Below are 16163 nucleotides of genomic sequence, written 5' to 3'. Positions count from 1 at the left end.
GCTACCGGGGAGGCCCCAGCCATGACGGCGCCCATCGACGCAGCGGAACGCAACCGGCTCGACGTGGTGATCGATGACACGCTTAAGGATCTCTGTCTCGCCTACGACCATGTCGACACCGGCTCGTTCCTCGTCACGCTGGAGGGCGAACACAAGCTGCGCACGATGACGTGGCTCGTCGTGCAGGACCACACCCTGCTCGTCGAGGCGTTTTTTATGCGCGCCCCGGCGGAGAACGCGGCGGGCACCTACGGATTCCTACTCGGCCGCAACGCGAAGACCTATGGGGNGCACTTCTCCATCGACCGGGTCGGTGACATCTTCCTCACCGGGCAGGTCCCGCTGCTGGCGGTCACCGCGGAGGAGATCGACCGCATCCTTGGCTGCGTCGGCTCCTACGCCGACGAGAACTTCGACCCGGCGATAGCGCTGGGATTCGCCTCCGCCATCGAGCGGGAGAAGGCGTGGCGGGCCAAGCTGGCCGCCGACGCCGGCTCGGCCACGAAGCCGGGATGAGACCCGGTCCCGAGGAGGACGCGGTGCTTCCCGGCGATTCACGCGTCCCCGTTGCACCCAGGCCGTTGCGTTCAGGCTGTTACATCCAGGCCGTTGCGTCCAGGCCGTTGCGTCCAGGCCGTTGCGTCCAGGCCGTTGCGTCCAGGCCGGGCGCTCCTCAGTAGACGAGGGCCTGCACGCCGTCCGCGAGAACCTCGTCGACGAACGCGGCGGCACCGGCGATGCGGACGCCGGGCAGGACGTCGTCCGGGCCGATGGAGCGCCGGGCCGCACACTGGGTGCACAGGGTGACGCGACCCCCGGCGAGGACGGCGGCGAGCAGATCGGGCAACGGCGCCGCCTCCGGCAGGCTGAACTCCTCCGCCCGGCCGGGCAGCGCGAACCAGGCGGACTCCCCGGTAAGCCAGAGCGAGACGTCTGTACCGGCGGCGACGGCGACCGCCGCGACCGTGAACGCCTGGGAACACCGTTCCGGCGCATCCGTCCCGGCGGTGACCTTGACGACGAGCGGGCGGGCCATCGTGCCAGTCTGCCAAATCGCACCCATCCCGTGCGTCCCGCCGAGGAACGAGTCCGACGACCCGTGCTTCCACTTGGCCAGCGCTCCGCCGCTCCCATCCGTCCTGCCTGCCCGCGGCTATGGAATCGTAATGAAATAAAAAATGCATGTTCGGGAGCATCTTGACAGGTAGGCGCATGGGGCCGGCTGGGTAGACGCCGCGTTCATGGTGATCCGTCTCATTNGCGCCGGACATACCCCCCAGCAGGCCGAGCAGTGGGCNGCGGGGCTGGACTGCTGGGCTGGCGGCACCGACGAGGACNGGACCGCCTTCGCCTGCCACGTGGCGGGACTGTGGAGCATGCGAGCGGCGCGGTCGGACAGCCTTGCCGCTCAGAACCGAGCCGCCCTGGCGCGCAGCTATGCCGCGTGGCGCCTGAGGTGACCAGGACCGGTACGGCCACGAGGAGTCCCGTGATCTCGTCGTCTAGGCTACAGACGTGCTGCACTACTTCTTCACCGGGCTTCTGGTGGCGATGTCCGTCCTGATCGCCTGGTTCTCCGGTTACGTGGTCTACAAGCTGTACGAGGGTCAGCGTTGAGCGCCGGGAAGCGGTCCGCGGCCGGATCGGCGCGGTCCGACACGGCGACGAGCACCGTTGATCTGCACGCCAGCCTGCTACCGCTNGCCTTCCTCGTCGGGACCTGGCGGGGCGAGGGGGTCGGCGGCTACGAGGGCCTGGACGGATTCCACTACGGCCAGGAGATCACCTTCGCCGCGGACGGCCGCCCGGCGCTGGGATACGTGTCGCACACCTGGTGGGCGGACGAGCCCCGGGACGGCCGCGAGCCCGGCAGCCCGCTGGCGACCGAGACCGGGTTCTGGCGGGTCCAGCCCGGAGAGGACGGAAAGCCGGTCGTCGAGGNGATGCTGGCCCACCCGTTCGGCATCGCCGAGATCTACGTCGGCACGGTGACCGGCACCCGTATCGATCTCGATCACAACGTCCTGATCCGCACCGCCACCGCCCGTGACGTCACCCGGTCGGTGCGGCTCTACGGCCTGGTCGAGGGCTGCGATCTCGCCTATGCGATCGACATGGAGGCCGAGGGCAAGCCGATGCAGTCACACCTGTCCGCGCGCCTGCACCGCGTGTCCGACTGAGCCGACTCCGCGGAGGCGTCTCCAGCTGCCCGTCTACCAAGAGGTGCCCGTCCACCAAGAGTCACACTTCATTCACGGTATGACGGAGCCTTTGCGGAAGACATCGCACGCGCAACGACAGACCACGAACGGAACACGCGAAAACGTGTTCGGGCCTTCCCGGGATGCGCTTTCATGATCGCATGATGGCAGAGTCCGACGTACTCTTCGCGGTCGTCCTTTTCGCCGCCGCCGGCCAGCGTGCGGTCGACCGGATCATCGCGCCGTTCCCCGATCGGGGCTCCGCAGTGGCGTTTGCCCGCGACAACGGTCTGCACTGTTTCTCGATCGGCCCGATGGCCTTCGCCGTACCGACCACGGTTCCGCCACCGGCGACCACGGTTCCGCCACCGGCGAGCACCGTTTCGGCCGTCGTGTCACCGGCGGGAAACAACCGCGGNGGCCAGGTCCGGGCATGAGCACGGGGGCAACGTGAGCACGGGGGCAACGTGAGCACGGGGACAGCGGAAGAAACCCGCTGTCCCCGTCCGGCGAAGGAACGCGACGTCAGGCCGCGACCTCGACCTGGGTGTCGACCGGCTCACCCTGACGGGCGACGACCTTGCGCTCGCCGGTCGCGCCGGGGACAAGAGCCCGGACGGTCCACTGCCCCGGCCGCGCGAAGAAACGAAACTGACCCGTCGCGGACAACGGAACCTCGGCGGTGAAATCGCCGCCTTCGTCCAGCAGGCGGGCATAACCGGTCGAAACCGGCTCCCCGCCCTGCACCACGACCCCCTGGATCACGGTTTCCTTGGCCACGTCAATTCCCTCCACAGATGGTCCACCGCTGATGGCGCCGCACATGGCTCACGCGCCCTTCTCGATCGGCACGCCGACGAGCGAGCCGTACTCGGTCCACGAACCGTCGTAGTTTTTCACGTTCGGCAGGTCGAGCAACTCGTGCAGCGCGAACCAGGTGTGCGCCGAACGCTCGCCGATACGGCAGTAGGCGATGATGTCCCTGGACAGGTCGACCCCGGCCTCGGTGTAGAGGCCGGTCAGCTCGTCATTGCTCTTGAACGTGCCGTCCTCGTTCGCGGTCTTCGCCCACGGGATGTTCTTCGCCGTGGGGATGTGCCCGGCCCGCTGGGACTGCTCCTGCGGCAGGTGCGCGGGAGCGAGCAGCCTGCCGGAGAACTCGTCGGGCGACCGGACGTCCACCAGGGCCTTCTCACCGATCGCGGAGATGACCTCCTCACGGAAGGCCCGGATGTCGGTGCGCGGCTCCGGGGCGGTGTAGCTGGTGGGCTGGCGCGGGGTGGCCTCGGTGGTCAGCTCACGGCTGTCGAGCTCCCACTTCTTGCGACCACCGTCGAGCAGGCGGACGTCGGCGTGGCCGTAGAGGCTGAAGTACCAGTATGCGTATGCGGCGAACCANTTNTTNTTCCCGCCGTAGAGCACGACGATGTCGTCGTTCGAGATCCCCTTCTCGGAGAGAAGCTTCTCGAACTGCTCCCTGTTGATGAAGTCACGAATGACCGGGTCCTGAAGCTCGGACTTCCAGTCGAGACGCACCGCCCCCGGGATGTGCCCCTTGTCGTACGCGGAGACGTCCTCGTCGACCTCGACCAGGACGACCTTCGGGTCGTTACGGTTCGCTTCGACCCACGAGGCGTCGACCAGCGCCTTCTCACGACNCATGTGCGTGCTCCTTTCACGGCTATCGAATGGAGAAAAAGATACAGCTGGCACCCGAGACAGAACTCGAACGCCGCATTGAGGAGGGCCGCCACGAAGGCCAGGGCCACCGCGACGTAACCGAGTGCCGGCATCCCCGCGAAGAATCCCACGAGACCCACGACGCCGAAGATCGCGCCGACCAGCTGGGCGAACCGGGGCGGCGCGGCGTCCTCGGTGGCGGCCGGCGGCCCCAGCCTCGGCCGGATCAGGGAACGGAACACCAGCCCGTAGGGCGCGTGCCGGACCCCGGCCACCGCCCCCACCCCGAACACCACGGTCTGCGCGAGCAGCAACCAGCGGCTGCCGGCGAGCAGTATCACGGCGAGCATGATCGTGGTGACGGCAGCGGCGAACCGCATCCCACGAGGATCTACCACGAGAGCCTTCTCCTGACTTCCGGCTTGGACTACCCGCTCGGACGTGGCGATGCACCGGGGCCAGCCGATCACGGCTGAGGAACATCAACCCACGATCAGGAAAGACAACACAGACAGCTGTGTACGCGGCACAGATCGACCGCGCGGCGCTTCACAAGCTGTATCTGGGACATGGTTCGTGTCACGGTAGCAGTGAACGTCACGTCTGTGTTAACCCGCCGACGATGAATCCGAAGGATCACCATCTGCCCGATTGATCCCACCGGAAACGATCTCTTCGAGAGTGGCGAACACCGCCGCACGCGTCGGCGGGGCACCGCTCGCGCGCCGCNCCTCCCTGCCATGACCGTCAACGATCAGTACCGTCGGAGTCCGCCTGATCCCCAGCCGACGGACGAGGTCGAGATGCGCCTCCGCATCAACCTCGACATGGCGTACCCCGGGCACGACCTCGGCAACCCCTGCCAGCACCCGACGGGTGGACCGGCAGGGGGCGCAGAACGCCGTGGAGAACTGCAGCAGCGTCGCCCGCTCCCCCATCGTCTCGCCCAGCGACGCGAACTCGGCCCGCAGCCCGCCGTCTACCGGCCGGAACCGTCCGTCCCGGACCCGCATGAGCACCCCCAGCCCGAGAGCAGCCACGGTCGCCACCGACAACACCCACATTCCGGTCACGGCTTCTACAGCATCCGACAGGCCCCGGCTCTTCCCGTCCAGGCCCCGCCGCGGCCCGACGATCGACTCACGCGGGCAGATGCCGGCCGACGAAATACACCAGTGGCGCCGCGGAGGCCAGCGGCAGGATGGCGGTGAGCAGGACGTCCGCGACCAGCGCCGAGGTGGCGACCGGGCCGACCCGCGGCTCGGCGTCGCGGGCCCGCGCCAGCACCAAATCGATGACGGCGGCCACGGCCGCTCCCGCCGCGGCGATCGCGACGGCGGCCCCCACCGCCAGGCGATCGGGGTCGAGGGCACCGAAGCCGGCCCCCAGCGCCGCGCCGACCAGAACGCCGACCGCCCCGGCCGGCACCACCGGAACGCCCGCCCATCCCACCAGCCGGCCCGCCACGACCGTGCCACCCGCGCCGAGAAGGCCGGCGATGACCAGCAGATCGGCCGGATGGTGCGCGCCGGACCCGACACGCAGCGCAAGGTAACCGGCGAAAAGCGCGCAGAAGATGATTCCACTCAGCGCCGCGGCGAGATCCGCACCGACCCGCACGGCAGGACCGGGCGGCGGACTCGAACCGTTGGCAGACACCGGGCTCGAACCATTGGCAGACACCGAGCCTGCCCCGGATACGGGAGCTGACCGGCGTCGGGCGAGCTGGTAGAGGATCATGACCGCCACGGCGATCCCGACGACGCCGGCCAACGATCCGTAGCTGGGCCGGTCCGAGGCCAACAGGACCACGTCACCGAGGACACCCCAGGCCGCCACGAGCAGGGTGGTACCGGTCGACGCCCGGAGTATCCGGACCCAGGCCCAGGCAAACGCGATCTGTTCGACGATGAGGACCGCCGCGAGGGCTCCCGTGCCGAGGGCTGCGGCCGCCATCACCAGGCCGGTAGCCACCAGGGCCGCCAACGGCAAAGCACCCGGCGCCCATCGGGCTGCGGGGATGGACGCAGCCTCGTCCGGGACGAGGACGCCATGGGGCGTGCCGGGATCGCCTGCGCTCACCGGGCCATGCTGTCATGTCCGGCTCGGGCGGCTCACGTCGCGCCGTCCCAGCCGGGCGCGACCCCGGGCCGGGCGGCGAGGACCTCCGCGTCAACGGTCTCCCCAGCGGCGATAGCCTCCGGACCGACGATCTCCGGACCGACGACGAACAGCGTCATCCCCCGGCGAAGGGTGGGAGGGCCTCGACTACGCAACCGTCACGCAGGATGNCCCCCGCCGGATCCCGCCGGCCCACGGGCTGGTCGTCGACGAGGTAGGAGCACCGTCGCAGCAGCGCCGGCAGGGTCCCGCCGTGGCGGGCCGCGACGACATCGAGCAGAGCGGCCAGCGTATCCGCGCCGATCTCCTCCTGGGACACCCCCGCGGCGTCCCTGGCGGCGGCCCAGTAGCGGACGGTCACCCGCGCGATCGACGCGGGCCGGCCCGCCCCTGCGGTCTCGTCCGTCACCGTCCTTCCGGCCCTTCGTCCGTCCTCGCGGCGGCGGTCCTCGCGGTCCTCGCGGTCCTCGCGGCGGCCAACGCGCGCGGATGTCTCAGCGTGAAATACCCGTCACGACAGCCGTGGACGATGAGCGGCGAGGTCGGTGCGACCGAACCAACTATCTTCACCGGAGAAGCGGGAATTGGTACGAACGCGTGGGGGCCGATACGCACCCGTAACAGGCGCCGTGCCACCATCCGGCCGGTGGGCCGCTCGGCCAGCCGATGGATCCGGCGCATCCGAGCGGTGTCCCGCACGAACCACCGGCTGGCCGCGCTCGCATTGGCTACCGCCTCCGGGGGATGCCGACGGCGATGGCTGTGGGCGGGCTCGCCCACCTGGATCAGCACGCCGTGCCGCGGCACGGCGGCACCGTCCACCGACCATCCCATCGACCATCCCGTGAGGCAGACCCGCTGGTAGCCGAGTCGACGGGCCGCGCCGGCAGCCACGCCGACGGCCGCACCGACATCCAGCACCTCGGGGTCACCGAAAGTGCACAGTCTGGTGGATCGGTCGTACGCTTGCAGATCCATGACCTGGACATCGGGATGTGGACGTAATCCGACCATCACTGTTTGCAGCGCCAGGCGTGACGTCGAACAGGAGAAGCCATGGGTGACCACTACAGCCAGATTGCGTGACGCACCGGGCACCCGACCGCTCCAGCGATCATGACTCGTGGTCGGGATCTCACCATCCGCCGTAGGTAGTGGCCCGTAGACGGTAGGAGCCGAGTAGGACACTCCGCTATCCTCCCCACATACCGGCCTTCGTTTCATGCCCATGACGGTCGTGAGACGCCCAGCGCCGGGCATCGAGTTACTCACCGGGTCGACGCTGCCCCACCACACACCACCTGGAGGAGTCGTCTTGAGCGTCGTCCTTTTGCTCACCAACGCCCCCGGTCCGTCCGCCGAGTCGTTTCCGTCGCTTGGGCTTCTCACCCACACCGTACGGGTCGCCCCGCTCGAGGCGAGCGCGCTGCTGGACGCCCCGCCGGTGGATGTGATCGTGGTGGATGGCCGCCGGGAGCTTGTGATCGCCCGCGGTCTGTGCCGGCTGCTACGCACCACCGGGCTCACCACGCCGCTGCTGGCGCTGGTGACCGAGGGTGGGCTGGCGGCGGTGTCCGCGGACTGGGGGGTTGACGACGTCGTCCTCGATTCCGCGGGTCCCGCCGAGGTCGAGGCCCGGTTGCGGCTGGCCATCGGTCGGGTCGCCGCCGCCGGCGGCACGGCCGAAGCCGGTGTCATCCGGTCCGGCGACCTGTCGGTCGACGAGACCACCTACTCGGCCAAGTTGCGGGGCCGGCCGCTCGAGCTCACCTTCAAGGAGTTCGAGCTGCTGAAGTACCTCGCGCAACACCCGGGCCGGGTCTTCACCCGCGCCCAGCTGTTGCAGGAGGTCTGGGGTTACGACTACTACGGCGGCACCCGCACGGTGGACGTCCACGTCCGGCGGCTGCGAGCGAAGCTCGGCCCCGAGCACGAAGCGATGATCGGTACTGTTCGGCACGTCGGGTACAAGTTCGTCGCGCCGCCCATCGCACCGCTGCCGGAGAACACCCCCGGGGAGGTCGGCCGGATCGGCCGTGACGAGTCCCGGACCCCCGAGCGGGTCTGACGTCNCCGCGGACNCCCGTCCGCCGCGTGGCATCCCGGCATCCCGGCNCCCCGGGCACCGCCAGTAGGACGGCATCGCCGGCGCGAGGCCCAAATCCTGGCTCCAGGAGCCAGGATTCGGCCTCGCGTCCGGGGCCTCGCGACCGGGGCCTCCCGACCGCACCGTCGAGGGCCGCCCAGCGTCATACGGTCGTCCGGTGACCTCGCTGAGCTGGCAGCAGACCCTGAGCGCCATGGACGTGGACGACATCGTGAGCCTCCTCGCCGCCGCGGAGCGGGCGGACGGCACCGGGCCGGTGTCCGAGGACGTCCGGCTGGCCCTCCGGCCCGGACTGCGGATCGGCGCCGGCCGGCACCTGCTGGCCGTGTCGGCCGCCGCGGACACGAGCGGCCCGAATGTCCCGGACACCCCTGGTGACCAGAACGCCGCGGACACGTCGACCATGCCGGGCCGCGTCCCCGCCGGGCGGATCATCGGCTACGCCCATCTGGGCGGCGTGGACCAGGCACGGCAGGCCGAGGTGGTCGTCCATCCCGACCACCGCGGACGCGGCGTCGGCACGGCTCTGGTTGGCGGACTGACCGAGGCCCTCGCGGCGCCGTCGTCCCGCCTCGACATCTGGGCCCACGGCGACCTGCCGGCCGCCGCGGCACTGGCTACCCGGCTCACGTTCACTCGCACGAGGGTGCTGCTCCAGCTTCGGCGACCGCTGGCGGCCGGGACGCCCCTGCCGGACCCCCGGCTGCCGGCCGGTGTGACGGTCCGCACCTTCGTCCCCGACCAGGACGACCGGGCCTGGCTGGCCGTNAATGCGGCCGCCTTCGCTGATCATCCGGAGCAGGGCCGGTGGACCCTGGACGATCTGGCCCGGCGCCGGGCCGAGCCGTGGTTCGACCCGCGTGGCTTCTTCCTCGCGGAGCACGACGGCGCACTCGTCGGCTTCCACTGGACGAAGGTGCACGAGACCGACCAGACGCCGCCACGGAACGCGCAGCCNGGGCCCATCGGCGAGGTCTACGTGGTGGGCGTGCTCCCGGGGGCGGGCGGCGCGGGACTCGGCCGGGCACTTACCCTGATCGGCCTGCGGCATCTGCAGGCCGAGGGGCTCGACTCGGTCCTGCTGTACGTGGACGAGGACAATGTCCGCGCCGTGCGGATGTACACCGGACTCGGCTTCATCACCTACGTCCGCGACGTCTCCTACCACTGGGAGAGGCCGTCCACGGGTTGATCCGGCCAGGGCCGGAAGGCACCCGTGGCTCAGGCGCCCTGACGGGTCGCCAGGCCGCGCGCGGGGGCGGAGTCGCCGTGATCGACGTCTATCACGGCACTCAGGTTCGTGACATGCAGCAGGCGGTAGGCGTCCTCGTTGAGGTTACGCAGCACGAGACGGCCACCGGCCGAGCGCTGACGCTGGTGGGCGAACAGGATGACCGCCAACCCCTGCGAGTCGAGGAAGCTCACCTGCTCCAGATCCACGATGATCTCTTTTACTCCGGCGACCCGTGCGTCGAGCAGTGCCTCGCGCAGGGGATCCAGGGACGAATAGTCGATGTCGCCGGCCGGATGCACGACGATGGCATCACGGTCGGTCACCTCAACCCGCACGCTTGGCTCCATGGCTCCGCTTGCGACCGGACGGCGTGAGCGCCACGAGAAGCCGGCCGGGCTGCCTCCCGTGTCGCGCCGCGCCTTTGGGCAAGCGCGACCATGGCCCCGTACCCCGACCGAGGTACTTCCACACGCGGCCGACCTCGCCAGGGGCGACTTCTCATCGCGCGTCCGTCAGCACGCTTGTCCGCGCCCCGCCCGTCGTCATCCGCCCGTCGTCATCCGCCCGTCCGTCCCGCATGCTCCCCGCCGCGCGGGATGGGATGACGAGCTGCCCGATGAGAGCGTCTACGCATGGACATCGACCCGCCCCGGACCCCGCCCCGGACCCCGCCCCGGACCCCGGATGACACTCCCCCGGACGTCATCACCTTCATCGGCCGGATCGACGGCACGGTCATCACCGTGGGAACGCAGCCCAGCGTCCCGCGGAGAACCCCGGTCGTCGNTCTCCGCACCCAGTCGGCCCTGCTCGACGTTCTCTGCGTCGCGCATCTCGTGCCGGACGAGGCGCACCGGCTCGCCGCTCTGTTGTCCAGCGCCGCGCTCTCCAGCGTGGGGCGCTCCGCGTCCCGGCCCTCCGGCGCTGCACCGCCGCCTGCCGACCTCGCCTGCGGGGTCCGCTCGCGGCACATCATCTCCGCTGAGGAAGGATCGAGCGCCGCGGAGCTCCGTCACGCGCTGGCTCTGCTACCGGCGGGGGCACGGCTCGTCGATTTCGTCTCCGACACCGACGTCGCCCTCATCTTCAGCGTCGACGATCCACCCTGGCCGACGATCAATCTGGGCGGGGGGCCGTCCGGGTGACCGAAGGTCCGAGGCCTGACCATGCGCCGCTTTGATCATCGAAAGGACGGCCAGAGCCGTGCGGGCAGCGGGCCGATCCTACAGGCACCCAGCAGGGGCAGACACCCGACAGGCCACGCCGCCGTCCCGGCCAGGTCCGGAATCCCACGAGGAGGAGCACTAGCTTCACCGAGAGNGATTGATCGTACAAGTCTGTTCGCATCCCCGGCCCAGGACAGCCNGACGACGCCGGTAGCGACACCGATGACGCTCGCCCGCGCCGCCACCGGACTGCGCCCAGTAATCAACGCTACCGGCGTCCTGCTCCACGGAGGGCTCGGCCGAGCTCCCCTGTCCGCGGCCGCCCGCGCGGCCCTCGACCTGGCAGCCGGCACNACCGACCTCGAGCTTGACCTCGGGACCGGACGGCGAGGACGACGAGGACGTACCGCCCTGGCCGCGTTGGCAGCCGCGGTGCCCGCGGCGGCGGGCGTGCACATCGTCAACAACAACGCGGCAGGGCTGATCCTCGCGGTGACGGCGCTGGCCGGGCGGCGGGAGATCGTGGTGAGCCGCGGGGAGCTGGTGGAGACGGCGGACGGGTTCCGGCTGCCCGAACTGCTGGTCTGCACCGGGGCTCGACTGCGGGAAGTCGGCACCACCAACCGCACGACGCTCGGGGACTACGCCGACGCGATCGGGCCGGAGACCGGGCTCGTGCTGCACGTGCATCCGTCCAGCTATCAGGTGGTGGGGCTGACTGACACCCCTGCGATCAACGATCTTGCCGCGCTCTGCGCCGATTTCGAGATCCCCCTCGTCGGTGACTGCGGCTCCGGGCTGCTACNCCCCGAGCCGCTCCTCGCCGATGAACCCGACGTCACGACCTGGCTCGGCTTCGGCGTTAACGTGGTCACGACCAGCGCGGACAAGCTGCTCGGCGGGCCTCAGTGCGGCCTGCTGCTGGGACGCGCCGACCTGATCGACCGGATACGTCGGCATCCGATGGCCCGGGCAATGCGGGTCGGAAAGCTCACACTCGCCGCGCTGGAAGCCACCCTCAGCCATCCCGACTCCCCGGTCAGGCAGGCGTTGCACGCCCGACCGGAACGGCTGACAACGCGGGCCGAGACGCTCGCCGCGTGGCTACGGCGTTCGGGCATCGCAGCCTCGGCTGTGGCGAGTCGTGCGGTCGTTGACGGTGGCGGGGGTGGATCGTCGCCGCTGCCGAACGACGCCGCATTCCGTCGATCGGGCGGCCACCGGCGCGAGGGCGCACGAGACGAAGACGGCATGGCCCCGGCGGGCCCGGAGAGTGGTCTGACGATCAAAGGGTTCGGCGGCTTCGGCCCGGAGCTGCCAAGCGCCGCGGTGGCCCTGGACGCAGTCATCGCCGCCCCCCTGCGCCAGGGCGAGCCGTCCGTGTTGGGCCGGGTGGAGCAGGGATGCTGCCTGCTCGATCTGCGGACCGTTCCGGTGGAACTCGATCCCGTCCTCGCCGCCGCCGTGCTGGCTGCCGCGACCGAAGCCGGCGCGACCACGATCACCGACGCCCCGACCGAGCCGCACATCGCCGAGGATGCCGACGTCATGACGATCGAATCCATGGCCATCCCGCGCGCCACCGTGCCCGGCCGACGGGCGCCGTGAGCCTCGGCCGCCCCTACGACTCCCCGGCGTTCGCCGGCGTTCGCCGGCGCGGTGAGACGGCTGGGTTCGGTCGCCGCCGCGCTGACCCTGCTCTGCTACGGGCTCGTCCACCTGCTCGTCTGGCCCGGCGCACCCACGGGGACCCCGGATGAACGGTACCGGTGGAACGGGGAGTCCACGCTGCTCGACTCGTTCACGATCAGTGGACGGCCGATCCAGACCTCCACCTAACGCTAAAACGACGGAGAAATAAGCGATTCACGGTTCGCTCGGCGACGGCGGGGACCCGCATCGCTTCTTCGCACGTGGCGGGCCCGCTGACGGGCCCAGACATCAGGGCATTATAGAGCAAATGTTTCAAATCCGGCATATAACTCAAACTTCCGATTCAGGAATCTTNATTACCCATCGGCATCGATATACCGCTTACTGGGACCAGGGGCCGTAGAGGTGGTTCAGTACGTCGTTGTGTACTGGTTGTGCTGATTGTGATCCTTTAAGGAGTGCGGCGGATGCAGTCGGCCACCTCGGATAGCGGCGTCCAAGGAGTCACGCAATGAGCGGGTACGACTATTCGGTTGCCATCCTCGGTAGCGGCATCGCCGGCTCGACGCTGGCCAATATCCTCGCCCGACACGGTCACCGCGTGGTTCTGATTGACAGTGGCACGCATCCACGTTTCGCGCTCGGGGAGTCGACCATCGGTGAGACGACCTATCTGCTGAAGTTGCTCGCCCAGCGGTTCGACGTCCCCGAGCTCGGCCATGTGAGCAGCTTCGAGGGCGTCCGCTCCCACGTCACCTCGGCCTGCGGAGTGAAGCGCAACTTCGGATTCGTCTACCACCACGAGGGTGCGCTCCAGAACCCCGAAGAGGTCACTCAGTGCAGCGTTTCGGAGTTTCCGAACGGCCCGGAAATGCACATGCACCGCCAGGACATCGATGCTTACCTCTTCTATACGGCCGTCCGTTACGGAGCCGAACCGCGGCAACGCACGATGGTGGAAAAAGTCGACTTCGCCGACGACGCCGCGACGCTGACGACAGGGGCCGGCGAACGGATCCGCGTTCGCTACGTCGTCGACGCCTCAGGACGCAACTCCGTGTTGGCGAACCAGTTCGCCCTGCGAGAGGATCCCTGCCGGTTCCGGACGAACTCCCGCACCCTGTTCACCCACATGGTGGGGGTCACCCCCTTCGACGAGGTGACCCTCCCGAGCGGGCAGCCGTCGCTGTGGCACCAAGGCACCCTGCACCATCTGTTCGACGGCGGCTGGCTGTGGGTGATCCCGTTCGACAATCACCAGCGGGCCACCAACCCACTGTGCAGCGTCGGGCTCAACCTCGACTCGCGACGCTTCCCCAGGGATCCCTCGGTACCCGCCGAGCAGGAATGGAACGCTTATCTTGAGCGGTTCCCCAGTATCGCGCGCCAGTTCGCCGGTGCCCGGCCCGCCTGGGACTGGATCTCCACCGGTCGCACCCAGTACTCCAGCTCGCGGACGGTNGGTGACCGCTGGGCGATGATGTCCCACGCAGCCGGGGCGATCGACGCGCTGTTCTCCCGTGGCATGGCCAACACCATGCAGGTCATCTACGCCCTCGCACCAACCCTGATAGAGGCCCTCGCCGACGACGACTTCTCGGCGGAACGCTTCGGCCACATCGACACGCTCAACCAGACGATCCTGGACGTCAATGACAAGCTCGTACACGGCTCCTATGTCTCGTTCCGCGACTTCGACCTGTGGCGGGCGTGGTCGAAGGNGTGGTTCCTGGGCTGGAACATGGGCATCTCCCGGATCGTCGGAACCTACTTCGGCTATCTGGAAAAGGGCGATCCGGCGCTGTTCGACCGCCTGCTCGACGCGCCACATCTGGGCACTTTCTGCCCCGATCTGCCGGAATTCCAGCCCTTCTTCGACTCGCTCAGCGCCGTGATGGACGAGGTCGAGGCCGGCCGGCTGGCCCCGGCCGCCGCCGTCGAACGGCTCGCCACTCTGCTGGGCGGCGCCGACTTCCTCCCCGCTCCGCTCCGGCTGGGCGATGTGCTGCGCCGCTGGCACGACGGCTCCTTCGAAGCCCAGCGCCGCATGTACGAGTGGGGGCGCACGAGTTCCCCCGAGCCGCTCCGCCGCTGGTACGAGTACGACCTCGACGACCTGCTCACCCGCACGGGTGGGGTGCCCACTCCGGCAACCCTCTAAAGGTCGGGCCGCTGAGGGTCGGGGCCATCCCGCCTCCATCCGCGACGGGATCGTCCTGATCGACGGCACCCGCGGAACGGCGAGAACAGCCCGCAGAACGGCGAGAGCAGGGAGGACGGAGGACGGAGGACGGCGATACGATCGGCGCCCTCGCCCTCTGCCTGGGCCAGGGGCATGGAGGGAGCCGCGGTGATGGAGACAATCATCCAGAATCGGGAGGACTGGATCCGGACGACGCCGGATCCGGCGTCGTCGTCCGTCCGCACCACGCCCCATTCACCGGCCTGCGCCCTGCTGGCGGCACGGGTCATCGAGGAGATGCTGGGCGAGCTGACGTTCCACCATCTCGGCATCCTCGTCGCGGACCTCGACGCTGCCCGGGAACGGTATGCCGTCTCCCTCGGGGTCGATGCGTGGGAGTCGCGGGTCGTCTCCGGCCCCGCCGTCTGGCGCGATCGACCGATCATGATCGAGGACGTCCGGATCGCGTTCGGCCGCTTCGGCAGCAGCCTGGTCGAGCTGGTGGAACCCGGCGAGCGGCCGTGGACAGGGCGGGAAATTCTCGACCAACGTGGCGAGGGGTTGTTCTCCATCGGCTACGAGGTCGACGACCTGCCGGCGTGCCTGCACCGGGCGGTCGCCGCGGGATGCCTGGTCGAGCAACTCCGGCCGGACGCTCGGAACCCGCGACGGGCCTATCTCGACGCGGGTTCCGGACTACTGATCGAACTCATCCCCGGGGGTGCCGGACAGAACGGTTGGTGATCACTGTCCGAAACCTGCCGTCCTCGCGGGCTTGTCCTGGCGGCCATCCAAATGTCATCATCAATCGAGGCCGCCCGGCACCCCCCGAGCCGGGCGGCCTCCCTGCAGGTACGGGCCTTCCGATGTTCCGCGGGCGCCGCTATGTTGCCGTGCGCATCTCCCCCGTCACTAGCAGCCAGCGTAAAGGCGAGAACCTCCAAACCGCCGGCGTCGAGAGATGAAGCATTAACAACACTCGTTGACAACATCCGTTGACAACACCCGTCACCCGTTCCTCGAACCAGAAAAGGCCAAGCCGTCAGGAGCCGTGAACGGCAATCCCGATGATCACACCGATGAGCGTCGTCGCGATGGCGACGAAGGTTGCAATCTTCCCCCGTCCGCTGCCCTGGTTCGGCCTGGTCACCGGTCCCGACCGGCAAGATGCTCCGNGACAAAGCGTTCCATGCCGGCGACGAAGGCACGCGCGTCCTCGGCGGGCCAGTCGTCGAGCATGCGCTGGAAGACGTCGGCCAGCCGACGCCGAGAGCGATCGATGGCGGCCCGGCCCTCGTCGGTGAGCGTCAGGCGGACCGCGCGGGCGTCATCGGGATCGGCCGAACGGCGCAGCAACCCGAGCGCCTCGAGACGATCACTGTGCCGGCTCACCACCGAACGGTCGATGCCGATCTCCATGCTCAGCTTGCGCGCCGTGGTCGGGCCCGTACGGGCCAGACCGTTGAGCACGGGGTAGACAGCCTCGTCGAGTCCGACGTCCGCCGAGGAGAGCAACTCCCCGAACAGACGCGTCCGGTTCGGCCGGGTCAGGAGAAGTCCGAGCGCTGTCGCGAGCCTCGCGCCGTCGTCTGAACCCACCACACGACCCTACTCTGCGTGCACCATGCACCAATTCGTGCGGGGTGCGGATCCACGCGGGGGCACCGACCCACGCGGGGCGTCGGTGGCGCGCGGGAGCGACGAAGACGCACGGAAGGAGGAAGTGCGATGGCTCACACCCGACCCGGCGGAAGGGTGCGACTGCCGGGCACGGCAGAATTGCCGGGGCGGCCCCGTGCAGAACCACCGCAAGGCACCA

The 16163-nt window shown here is 69.3% G+C and carries 21 protein-coding genes and 1 pseudogene; 10 read left to right on the top strand and 12 right to left on the bottom strand.

Annotation, left to right across the window (positions count from 1 at the left end; translation table 11 throughout):
- The first annotated feature begins 21 nt into the window (after positions 1–21).
- Positions 22–516: a YbjN domain-containing protein gene (locus CED_RS01815; protein ID WP_035908402.1), complete on the top strand. Its 495-nt coding sequence runs from the start codon at positions 22–24 to the stop codon at positions 514–516.
- Positions 517–673: 157 nt separating this feature from the next.
- Here CED_RS01815 and CED_RS01810 read toward each other — a convergent pair whose 3' ends face one another.
- Positions 674–1036 (bottom strand): DsrE family protein, encoded by a 363-nt coding sequence (locus CED_RS01810; RefSeq protein WP_035729484.1) that lies wholly within the window; start codon positions 1034–1036, stop codon positions 674–676.
- A gap of 577 nt (positions 1037–1613) precedes the next feature.
- Between CED_RS01810 and CED_RS01800 the strand changes: the two genes are divergently transcribed.
- Positions 1614–2180 carry an FABP family protein gene (locus CED_RS01800; protein WP_035729478.1) on the top strand — a complete coding sequence of 189 codons (567 nt, stop codon included), beginning with the start codon at positions 1614–1616 and terminating at the stop codon, positions 2178–2180.
- Positions 2181–2365: 185 nt separating this feature from the next.
- Positions 2366–2638, top strand: a complete 273-nt coding sequence (locus CED_RS01795) for a hypothetical protein (RefSeq protein ID WP_330218913.1) — start codon at positions 2366–2368, stop codon at positions 2636–2638.
- Positions 2639–2726: 88 nt separating this feature from the next.
- Here CED_RS01795 and CED_RS01790 read toward each other — a convergent pair whose 3' ends face one another.
- From CED_RS01790 to CED_RS01760, 9 genes and pseudogenes are all read right to left on the bottom strand, one after another.
- Positions 2727–3026: a DUF1416 domain-containing protein gene (locus CED_RS01790; RefSeq protein ID WP_011434914.1), complete on the bottom strand. Its 300-nt coding sequence runs from the start codon at positions 3024–3026 to the stop codon at positions 2727–2729.
- Between the two features lie 3 nt (positions 3027–3029).
- Complete coding sequence (locus tag CED_RS01785; RefSeq protein ID WP_035908400.1) at positions 3030–3863, bottom strand: sulfurtransferase; 834 nt, start codon at positions 3861–3863, stop codon at positions 3030–3032.
- Positions 3863–4279, bottom strand: a pseudogene (locus CED_RS22050) (DUF4395 domain-containing protein); the annotation flags it as partial. The pseudogene CED_RS22050 and the gene CED_RS01785, both read right to left, overlap by 1 nt.
- A gap of 95 nt (positions 4280–4374) precedes the next feature.
- Positions 4375–4452 carry an Ms5788A family Cys-rich leader peptide gene (locus CED_RS25970; protein WP_369807770.1) on the bottom strand — a complete coding sequence of 26 codons (78 nt, stop codon included), beginning with the start codon at positions 4450–4452 and terminating at the stop codon, positions 4375–4377.
- 37 nt (positions 4453–4489) lie between these two features.
- Positions 4490–4954, bottom strand: a complete 465-nt coding sequence (locus tag CED_RS01775; RefSeq protein ID WP_084680662.1) for a thioredoxin family protein — start codon at positions 4952–4954, stop codon at positions 4490–4492.
- Positions 4955–5021: 67 nt separating this feature from the next.
- The gene (locus CED_RS01770; RefSeq protein ID WP_023839836.1) at positions 5022–5963 is read right to left on the bottom strand and encodes a hypothetical protein; all 942 of its coding nucleotides are present in this window, start codon (positions 5961–5963) and stop codon (positions 5022–5024) included.
- A 32-nt stretch (positions 5964–5995) separates the two neighbouring features.
- Positions 5996–6121 carry a hypothetical protein gene (locus CED_RS25715; RefSeq protein ID WP_023839837.1) on the bottom strand — a complete coding sequence of 42 codons (126 nt, stop codon included), beginning with the start codon at positions 6119–6121 and terminating at the stop codon, positions 5996–5998.
- A complete protein-coding gene (locus tag CED_RS01765; protein ID WP_035908524.1) occupies positions 6118–6372 on the bottom strand; it encodes a MoaD/ThiS family protein in 255 nt (84 codons plus the stop codon). Before CED_RS01765 ends, CED_RS25715 begins: the two co-directional genes overlap by 4 nt.
- Positions 6373–6407: 35 nt before the next feature.
- Positions 6408–6980: a hypothetical protein gene (locus CED_RS01760; RefSeq protein ID WP_051623861.1), complete on the bottom strand. Its 573-nt coding sequence runs from the start codon at positions 6978–6980 to the stop codon at positions 6408–6410.
- 337 nt (positions 6981–7317) lie between these two features.
- On the opposite strand from CED_RS01760, the gene CED_RS01755 reads away from it, so the two are divergent.
- Positions 7318–8070: a response regulator transcription factor gene (locus tag CED_RS01755; RefSeq protein ID WP_011434907.1), complete on the top strand. Its 753-nt coding sequence runs from the start codon at positions 7318–7320 to the stop codon at positions 8068–8070.
- Positions 8071–8266: 196 nt separating this feature from the next.
- Positions 8267–9301: a mycothiol synthase gene (gene mshD / locus CED_RS01750; protein ID WP_011434906.1), complete on the top strand. Its 1035-nt coding sequence runs from the start codon at positions 8267–8269 to the stop codon at positions 9299–9301.
- 29 nt (positions 9302–9330) lie between these two features.
- On the opposite strand, the gene CED_RS01745 is transcribed toward mshD, so the two are convergent.
- Positions 9331–9690, bottom strand: coding sequence for an STAS domain-containing protein (locus CED_RS01745; RefSeq protein ID WP_035729468.1), 360 nt, complete (start codon positions 9688–9690; stop codon positions 9331–9333).
- Positions 9691–9975: 285 nt separating this feature from the next.
- Here CED_RS01745 and CED_RS01740 point away from each other — a divergent pair, with 285 nt between their 5' ends.
- The 5 genes from CED_RS01740 (at position 9976) to CED_RS01720 (ending at position 15088) form a co-directional block, all read left to right on the top strand.
- Positions 9976–10488: a hypothetical protein gene (locus CED_RS01740; protein WP_035908397.1), complete on the top strand. Its 513-nt coding sequence runs from the start codon at positions 9976–9978 to the stop codon at positions 10486–10488.
- Positions 10489–10731: 243 nt separating this feature from the next.
- Positions 10732–12117 carry an L-seryl-tRNA(Sec) selenium transferase gene (gene selA / locus CED_RS01735; RefSeq protein ID WP_235186853.1) on the top strand — a complete coding sequence of 462 codons (1386 nt, stop codon included), beginning with the start codon at positions 10732–10734 and terminating at the stop codon, positions 12115–12117.
- 51 nt (positions 12118–12168) lie between these two features.
- Positions 12169–12348: a hypothetical protein gene (locus CED_RS01730; protein ID WP_023839841.1), complete on the top strand. Its 180-nt coding sequence runs from the start codon at positions 12169–12171 to the stop codon at positions 12346–12348.
- 325 nt (positions 12349–12673) lie between these two features.
- Entirely contained in the window at positions 12674–14323 is a 1650-nt protein-coding gene (locus CED_RS01725) for an NAD(P)/FAD-dependent oxidoreductase (RefSeq protein WP_035729464.1), read from the top strand.
- A 192-nt stretch (positions 14324–14515) separates the two neighbouring features.
- The gene (locus CED_RS01720) at positions 14516–15088 is read left to right on the top strand and encodes a VOC family protein (protein ID WP_108913486.1); all 573 of its coding nucleotides are present in this window, start codon (positions 14516–14518) and stop codon (positions 15086–15088) included.
- A 402-nt stretch (positions 15089–15490) separates the two neighbouring features.
- Here the strand turns inward: CED_RS01720 and CED_RS01715 are convergent, their stop codons facing one another.
- Complete coding sequence (locus CED_RS01715; RefSeq protein WP_035908521.1) at positions 15491–15943, bottom strand: MarR family winged helix-turn-helix transcriptional regulator; 453 nt, start codon at positions 15941–15943, stop codon at positions 15491–15493.
- Positions 15944–16163 lie beyond the last annotated feature (220 nt).

This window comes from Frankia sp. CeD (assembly GCF_000732115.1).
GTDB lineage: Bacteria > Actinomycetota > Actinomycetes > Frankiales > Frankiaceae > Frankia > Frankia casuarinae.
This window is presented reverse-complemented; position numbering and strand designations above follow the sequence as displayed.